The sequence below is a fragment of the Mesorhizobium sp. M1E.F.Ca.ET.041.01.1.1 genome (assembly GCF_003997355.1).
In the GTDB taxonomy this organism is placed as follows: Bacteria; Pseudomonadota; Alphaproteobacteria; order Rhizobiales; family Rhizobiaceae; genus Mesorhizobium.
This window is the reverse complement of the sequence record NZ_RZSL01000299.1, coordinates 1-7,557: the sequence shown is the minus strand read 5'-3', so window position 1 is coordinate 7,557 and position 7,557 is coordinate 1. Positions and strand designations below refer to the sequence as shown.

The 7,557-nt window shown below is 64.9% G+C and carries 7 protein-coding genes; 6 read left to right on the top strand and 1 reads right to left on the bottom strand.

Annotated elements, in window-relative coordinates; genetic code table 11:
- From EOA38_RS22085 to EOA38_RS22060, 6 genes are all read left to right on the top strand, one after another.
- Window positions 1–442: peptidoglycan-binding domain-containing protein (locus tag EOA38_RS22085; RefSeq protein WP_189434802.1), on the top strand; the 442-nt coding region annotated here is incomplete at its 5' end.
- Between the two features lie 267 nt (window positions 443–709).
- Window positions 710–2,341: an ABC transporter substrate-binding protein gene (locus EOA38_RS22080; RefSeq protein ID WP_127300254.1), complete on the top strand. Its 1,632-nt coding sequence runs from the start codon at window positions 710–712 to the stop codon at window positions 2,339–2,341.
- An 18-nt stretch (window positions 2,342–2,359) separates the two neighbouring features.
- Window positions 2,360–3,427, top strand: a complete 1,068-nt coding sequence (locus EOA38_RS22075; RefSeq protein WP_127300253.1) for an ABC transporter permease — start codon at window positions 2,360–2,362, stop codon at window positions 3,425–3,427.
- A gap of 196 nt (window positions 3,428–3,623) precedes the next feature.
- Window positions 3,624–4,550 carry a nickel transporter permease gene (nikC, locus tag EOA38_RS22070; RefSeq protein ID WP_127300252.1) on the top strand — a complete coding sequence of 309 codons (927 nt, stop codon included), beginning with the start codon at window positions 3,624–3,626 and terminating at the stop codon, window positions 4,548–4,550.
- Between the two features lie 10 nt (window positions 4,551–4,560).
- On the top strand, window positions 4,561–5,421 hold the full coding sequence (locus tag EOA38_RS22065) for an ABC transporter ATP-binding protein (protein ID WP_127300251.1): 861 nt from the start codon (window positions 4,561–4,563) through the stop codon (window positions 5,419–5,421).
- Entirely contained in the window at window positions 5,418–6,164 is a 747-nt protein-coding gene (locus tag EOA38_RS22060; protein WP_126090378.1) for an ABC transporter ATP-binding protein, read from the top strand. Before EOA38_RS22065 ends, EOA38_RS22060 begins: the two co-directional genes overlap by 4 nt.
- A gap of 202 nt (window positions 6,165–6,366) precedes the next feature.
- Here EOA38_RS22060 and EOA38_RS22050 read toward each other — a convergent pair.
- A partial coding sequence (locus tag EOA38_RS22050; protein ID WP_145966027.1) for an efflux RND transporter permease subunit occupies window positions 6,367–7,557 on the bottom strand: 1,191 nt, incomplete at its 5' end.

Genomic DNA, 7,557 nt, shown 5'->3' with positions numbered 1-7,557 from the left:
GGGCAAGAAGATTTCCGACTGGGCGGCGATGGGCATCAGGCGCGCCGACAACAAGGCGTTCCAGGCGAGTGAGCTGAAGGCCGAGGGCTTCCTGCTGATGCCGGCCGGGCGCAGCGGTCCGGCCTTCATCGTCACGCCGAACTTCTATGTGCTGAAAGAATACAACACCAGCGACCTCTATGCGCTGTTCATCGGCCACGCCGCCGATCGCATCGCCAAGGGTGACGCCACCTTCGCCGGCACGTGGGGTGCGGTCGGTGATCTCCACCGCTCCGATATCGCCGCGCTCCAGCGGGCGCTGGAGGCCAAGGGCTACGACGTCGGCAGCGCCGACGGCCTGCCCGGCTTCAAGACGCGCCGCTCGATCGGCTCCTGGCAGGCAAGGAACGGCAAGGCCGCGACCTGCTTTCCCGATGCGAGCCTGATTGCGCAGCTGAAATGACGACGGCTTCCAAGGGTCAGGGTTTAGCAGATTTTTCCTGATTGGAGGTTTCGATTAGCCGGCGCACAGGTCGACACGTGGCGCCCCATTCTGGCCCAATAGGCTCTCTCGCAAAAATGCGCGTTGCTGCTTCAGCGCCGCCGAATAGGGTGTTGACCAACTGGACAAAAACCACGACGGTACGTCGTCCAAGCCGCCGTCGGCTTCGCAAAGAATAATGCAGTTCTGAGCCGGGAACTCAGGTCAACAAAACAGGGAACGATCATCATGATGCTGGAAAAGTTTGCTCTCCGTGGCTTGCTTGCGGGTGTGGCGATGTCGGCGCTGCTCGCTACGCCCGCTTTTGCGGTCTCGCCTCCCGACACGCTGGTCGAAGGCTTCGCCATCGACGACATCATCTCGATGGATCCGGGCGAGGCGTTCGAGCTGTCGACCGCCGAGGTCACCGGCAACACCTATGATCTCCTGGTCCGCCTCGACCTCAGCGACACCTCCAAGGTCAAGGGCGACCTTGCCGAAAGCTGGACCGTTTCCGACGACGGCCTGACCTACACCTTCAAGCTCAAGCCCGGCATGAAGTTCGCCTCGGGCAATCCGATCACCGCGGCCGACGTTGCCTACTCCTTCGAGCGCGCCGTCAAGCTCGACAAGAGCCCGGCCTTCATCATCGAGCAGCTGGGCATCAGCGGCGACAACGTCACCGAGAAGGCCAAGGCGGTCGACGACACGACTTTCCAATTCGTCGTCGACAAGGCCTACGCGCCGAGCTTCGTGCTGAACTGCCTGTCGGCAACCGTCGCTTCCGTCGTCGACAGCAAGCTGGTCAAGGAGCATGTCGCGGCCGCCACGCCGAGCGCCGACTACAAATGGGACAACGACTTCGGCAATGCCTGGCTGAAGACCGGCTACGCAGGCTCGGGCCAGTACAAGCTGCGCGAATGGCGCGCCAATGAAGCCGTCGTTCTGGAACGCAACGACAATTACAACGGCGAGAAGGCCAAGCTCGCCCGCGTCATCTACCGCAACATGAAGGAAAGCTCCGCGCAGCGCCTGGCGCTCGAGGCCGGCGACATCGATGTCGCCCGCAACCTCGAGCCGAACGATCTCGACGCCATCGCCAAGAACGCCGACCTCACCACCACCAGCGCGCCTAAGGGCACGGTTTATTACATCAGCCTCAACCAGAAGAACGCGAACCTCGCCAAGCCGGAGGTTCGTGAGGCGTTCAAATATCTGGTCGACTATGATGCCCTGAGCTCGACCATCCTCAAGGGCATCGGCGAGATCCACCAGTCCTTCCTGCCCAAGGGCGACCTGGGTGCCGTCGATGACAATCCCTACAAGCTCGACGTCGCCAAGGCCAAGGAACTCTTGGCCAAGGCCGGCCTGCCGGACGGCTTCAGCGTGACCATGGACGTGCGCACCGGCCAGCCGACCACGGGCATGGCGGAATCGATCCAGCAGACGCTGGGTCAGGCCGGCATCAAGCTGGAGATCATCCCCGGCGACGGCAAGCAGACGCTGACCAAATACCGCGCTCGCAACCACGACATCTATATCGGCAACTGGGGCCAGGATTATTTCGATCCGAACTCCAACGCCCAGACCTTCGCCTCGAACCCGGACAATTCCGACCAGGCCAAGATCAAGACGCTCGCCTGGCGCAATGCCTGGGACATTCCGGACCTGACCAAGGAGACCGAGGCCGCGCTGCTGGAGAAGGATTCAGGCAAGCGCGCCGACATGTACAAGGATCTGCAGAAGAAGATTCTCGACACCAGCCCCTTCGTCATCATCCATCAGCAGCTCGAAGTGGCGGGACTGCGCAAGAGCCTCAAGGGCTTCGCGCTCGGCCCGAGCTTCGACACCAACTTCGTCGGGGCGGTCTCGAAGGAATAGCGTCTTCGGACACGCCGCGTGAGCGTAGCTGAAAACCAGGCGGCAGCAGGGCGCGACAGCGCCCGCGCCGTCGCCATTGCCTCGTCGATCGGCCGTTTTCTGGTCATCGCGGTGACGACCTATCTCGGTCTGCTCGCGGTGACCTTCTTCATCGGCCGCGTCATCCCGATCGATCCGGTGCTGGCCGTTCTCGGCGACCGGGCTCCGACCGCCGTCGTCGAGCGCACGCGCCGCGAAATGGGCCTCGACCTGCCGCTGATCGAACAGTTCTACATCTATGTGAAAAGCGCGCTGAGCGGCGATTTCGGCACCTCGGTGCTGACTACCAATCCGGTGATGTCCGATATCCGCCGCGTCTTTCCGGCCACGATCGAGCTGGCGACGCTGGGCACGCTGATCGGCGCCGTCATCGGCGTGCCGCTCGGCGTGCTGGCTGCGGTCCGGCGCGGCAGCCTCATCGACCAGATCGCGCGCATCGTCGGCCTGATCGGCTATTCCGTGCCGATCTTCTGGCTGGGGCTGCTCGGGCTGGTGCTGTTCTACGCCAAGCTGCAGTGGATCGCTTTCCCGGCGCGGCTCGATGTCGTCTACGAATACACCTTCACGCCGATCACCGGCTTCTACCTGCTCGATGCCGCGATCCAGGGGCAGTGGGACGTTTTCCACGACGCCTGGCGTCATATCGTCCTGCCGGCCGCGCTGCTCGGCTACCTGTCGCTCGCCTATATCAGCCGCATGACCCGCTCCTTCATGCTGAACGAGCTGACGCAGGAATATATCGTCGCGGCGCGTGCCAAGGGCCTGTCGGAGACGCGCATCATCTGGGGCCACGCGCTGCGCAACGCCGCGGTGCCGATGGTGACGGTGATCGCGCTGTCCTACGCCAACCTGCTCGAGGGCTCGGTGCTGACCGAGACCGTTTTCTCCTGGCCGGGCATCGGCCTCTACATCACCAATTCGCTGCAGAACGCCGACATGAATGCAGTGCTCGGCGGCACCATCATCATCGGCTCGGTCTTCATCGGCATCAATCTTCTGTCCGACCTGCTCTATCGGCTTCTTGACCCAAGGACGAAGGCCGGATGAGCAGAGCTATCGCATTTTCGGGCCTGGCGGCGACCAATCGCTCCCACTCCGGCCCTTCGGGTCACCTCTCCCCTCGCCCGGGGGAGAGGAAAAGCGGATCGCACGCCTGGCGCCTTTCCTTTCCCCCGTCGAACGGGGGAGAGGTGGTCTGCGAAGCAGACCGGAGCGGGGGTCGACAGCTTCAAGAGGCATCGTCATGACCGCCTCCGACGTCAGCACCATCTCCCGTCGCGAATGGCTGCTCAGCGACCGGCCGGCCTCGCGCCTGCAGGCGAGGCTCGGCCGCGCCTATGTCGCTTGGCGCCGCTTCTCCGCCAATCGCTTGGCGCTGGTCGGCATGCTGATCATCATCGCGCTGTTGGTGGTCGCGGCCTTTGCCGATGTGCTGGCGCCCTATTCGCCGACCGTCGGCGATCTTAAGAACGCCCGCCTGCTGCCGCCGGGCGCCGCGCACTGGTTCGGTACCGACGACCTGGGTCGCGACATCTATTCGCGCATCGTCTACGGCTCGCGCTGGACGCTCTATGTGGTGGTTCTCGTCGCCGTCATTGCCGCCCCCATCGGCCTGTTGGTCGGCACCGTGGCCGGCTATGCAGGCGGCTGGACCGACGCCATCCTGATGCGCATCACCGACATCTTCCTCGCCTTCCCGAAGCTGGTGCTGGCGCTCGCCTTCGTCGCGGCGCTCGGCCCCGGCATCGAAAACGCCGTACTGGCAATAGCCATCACTTCCTGGCCGCCTTACGCGCGCATCGCGCGCGCCGAGACGCTGACGGTGCGCAACTCCGACTACATCAAGGCGGTGCAACTGATGGGCGCTTCGCCCTTCCGCATCGTGCTGCGCCACATCATGCCGCTCTGCATCTCCTCGCTGATCATCCGTGTGACGCTCGACATGGCCGGTATCATCCTCACCGCCGCCGGCCTCGGCTTCCTCGGCCTCGGCGCGCAGCCCCCGCTGCCCGAATGGGGCGCGATGATCGCGTCAGGCCGCCGCTTCATCCTCGATCAGTGGTGGGTGGCTGCCGCGCCGGGTGCTGCCATCCTCATCGTCAGCCTCGGCTTCAACCTGCTCGGCGACGGCCTGCGCGATGCGCTCGATCCCCGGAGTGGCGACCAATGAGCGGTGATCAATGAGCGGCAATCGGGACGCACAGCCAAAGGGAACGCTGCTCGAAGTCGACGATCTGCGCGTCACCTTCCCGACCCGCACCGGCCTCGTGCAGGCGGTGCGCGGCGTCTCCTTCTTGCTCGGGCGCGAGCGGCTGGGCATCGTCGGCGAAAGCGGCTCCGGCAAGTCGCAGACCGGCCGCGCCATCATGGGCCTGACCCCGCCGCAGGCTGAGGTGTCGGCGAAGAAGCTCAGCTTCGACGGCATCGATCTGCTCTCGGTGTCGCCCAGCCAGCGCCGGGCGCTGCGGGGAAATCGCATCGCCATGATCCTGCAGGATCCGAAATATTCGCTCGATCCGGTGATGACCATCGGCCGCCAGATCGTCGAGACGCTGCGCACGCATGAGAAGGTCTCCAAGGCCGAGGCGCGCGAGCGGGCTTTGGAGATGCTGCGAGCGGTGCAGATCCGCGATGCGACTCGCGTCTTCGACCTCCACCCGCACGAGGTCTCGGGCGGCATGGGCCAGCGCGCGATGATCGCCATGATGCTGATCGCCGGTCCGGAGCTGATGATCGCCGACGAGCCGACCTCGGCGCTCGACGTCACCGTGCAGCTCGACGTGCTGAACATCCTCGATAGGTTGGTCGCCGAGCGCGGCATGGGGCTGATCTTCATCTCGCACGATCTGCGCCTGGTTTCCTCTTTCTGTGACCGCGTCGTCGTCATGTATGCCGGCAAGGTGGTCGAGCAGCTCAAGGCCTCCGAGTTGCGCGACGCCCGGCATCCCTATACGCGCGGCCTGCTCAACTGCATGCCGAGGATCGGCTTCGAGCGTCATCCGCTGCCGGTGCTCGACCGCAAGCCGGAGTGGGCGGCATGACCGCGGCGCTTTCCGTCCAAGGGCTGGAAGTCGTCTTCGACCGTTTTCGCGCACTCAAAGGTGTTAACCTGGAAGTCAGGGAAGGCGAATCCTACGGGCTGGTCGGCGAAAGCGGCTCCGGCAAGTCGACCCTGCTGAGGGCAATCACCGGCCTTGCTCCTGTCGCCGGCGGCACCATCACCATCAACGGCAAAACGCTCGGCAAAACACGCGACAAGGCCTTCTACCGCAATGTGCAGATGGTGTTCCAGGATCCCTACGGCTCGCTCCATCCGCGCCAGACCGTCGACCGGCTGCTGCAGGAGCCTCTAGCGATCCACGGCATTGCCGACGGCGAGAAGCGCATCGAGCGCGCGCTGGACGAGGTCGGCCTCGGCAAGGGCTTTCGCTTCCGCTATGCGCATCAGCTTTCCGGCGGCCAGCGCCAGCGCGTGGCGATTGCCCGCGCGCTGATCCTCGAACCCTCGATCCTTTTGCTTGATGAGCCGACCTCGGCGCTCGACGCCTCGGTGCAGGCGGAGGTGCTGAACCTGCTCGAAGAGGTGCGGCGGCGGCGCAAGCTCACCTTCCTGATGGTCAGCCACGACCTCGCCATCATCACCCATATGTGCGAGCGGCTGATGGTGATGCAGAACGGCGAGGCGGTGGAGACGCTGACCGCAAGCCAGCTGATCGGCCATCGGGTGAGCGAGGACTATACGCGCAACCTGCTCAGGGCGAGCGAAGGATTTGTGCGGGTGTAGCCCGTCTCGCAGAAGCCTCGTTTCTTCCCACCCCCTCTGGCCTGCCGGCCATCTCCCCCGCAAGGGGGGAGATTGAGCGCACAGTCGATTTCGCCAATCGCCAACGCTGCAGGATAGATCAGGGCGCCAGAACTGCTGATATCCCCCTTGCGGGGGAGATGCCCGGCAGGGCAGAGGGGGGTGTGACGGAACTCGACTTACCTCACGTTTCCGCAACAGCAGCGCTGTCTACCACAGCGCCATCCCGCACGTGCCTCGGGGGCTCCTTGATCCGGAACCACGTCACATAAAGCGCCGGCAGGAACAGCAGCGTTATCGCCGTGCCGGCGATGATGCCGCCCATCATGGCGTAGGCCATCGGCCCCCAGAACACCTCGCGCGCGATCGGGATCAGCGCCAGGCTTGCGGCCGCCGCCGTCAGCGCGATCGGCCGCATGCGGTGCTCGGTCGCTTCGATCACCGCCGCCCAGCGGTCCTTGCCTTCGGCGACGAGGTCCTCGATCTGCACGATCAGGATGACCGAGTTACGGATCAGGATGCCGATCAGCGCCAGCACGCCGAGGATGGCGACGAAGCCGAGCGGCGCACCGCTTGGAACCAGCGCCGCCACCACGCCGATCAGGCCCAGCGGCGCCACCGCCACCACCAGGAAGAGGCGCTGGAAGCTCTGCAACTGCACCATCAGGATGGTCGCCATGATGAACAGCATCAAGGGCACGACGGCGGCGATCGGTCCCTGGCTGTTGGCGCTTTCCTCGACGGAGCCCGCGGTCTGCACCGAATAGCCTGGCGGCAGCTTGGCGATGAAGGCGTCGACCGAGGGCTTCAGCTCGTTGACGACAGTCGCCGGCAGCACGTCGCCGACCATGCCGGCGCGCACGGTGATCGTCGGCGTGCGGTTGCGCCGCCATACCGTCGGCTGCTCGAGGTCGTAGCGGAAGTTGGCGATGGCCGCCAAAGGGATCGACTCGCCCGTGCCGGTCGGCAATTGCATATTTTGAAGTGTCGAGATCGAGCTGCGGTCGGCCTCGCGCGAGCGCGCCACGACATTGATCAGATAGGTGGCGTCGCGCACCTGCGTGATTGTCGCGCCGCCGACGGTGCTGTTCAGCGCGCTGGCGATGTCGGAGGAGGTGATGCCGAGCTGGCGCGCCTTGTCCTGCAGCACGTCGACTCTCAGCACCCGTTGCGGCTCGTTCCAGTCGAAGGTGGGTGCTCCAAGCTTCGGGTTGGCCGAAATCAAGCCTGCGAATTGCTGCGCCAGCTCGCGCACCGTTTGGATGTCGGGACCGCCGACGCGGTACTGCACGGGGCGTCCGACCGGCGGCCCGAGCTCGAGCGGCTTGACGAAGGCATCGGTGCCGACGAACTCCTCGCGCAGCAGCTTTTCCAG

Bases quoted from the DNA above. Each gene is read 5' to 3' on its own strand.
- EOA38_RS22060 (WP_126090378.1), top strand. From the start codon at position 5,418: ATGACCGCGGCGCTTTCCGTCCAAGGGCTGGAAGTCGTCTTCGACCGT.
- EOA38_RS22080 (WP_127300254.1), top strand. From the start codon at position 710: ATGATGCTGGAAAAGTTTGCTCTCCGTGGCTTGCTTGCGGGTGTGGCG.
- nikC (WP_127300252.1), top strand. From the start codon at position 3,624: ATGACCGCCTCCGACGTCAGCACCATCTCCCGTCGCGAATGGCTGCTC.
- EOA38_RS22065 (WP_127300251.1), top strand. From the start codon at position 4,561: ATGAGCGGCAATCGGGACGCACAGCCAAAGGGAACGCTGCTCGAAGTC.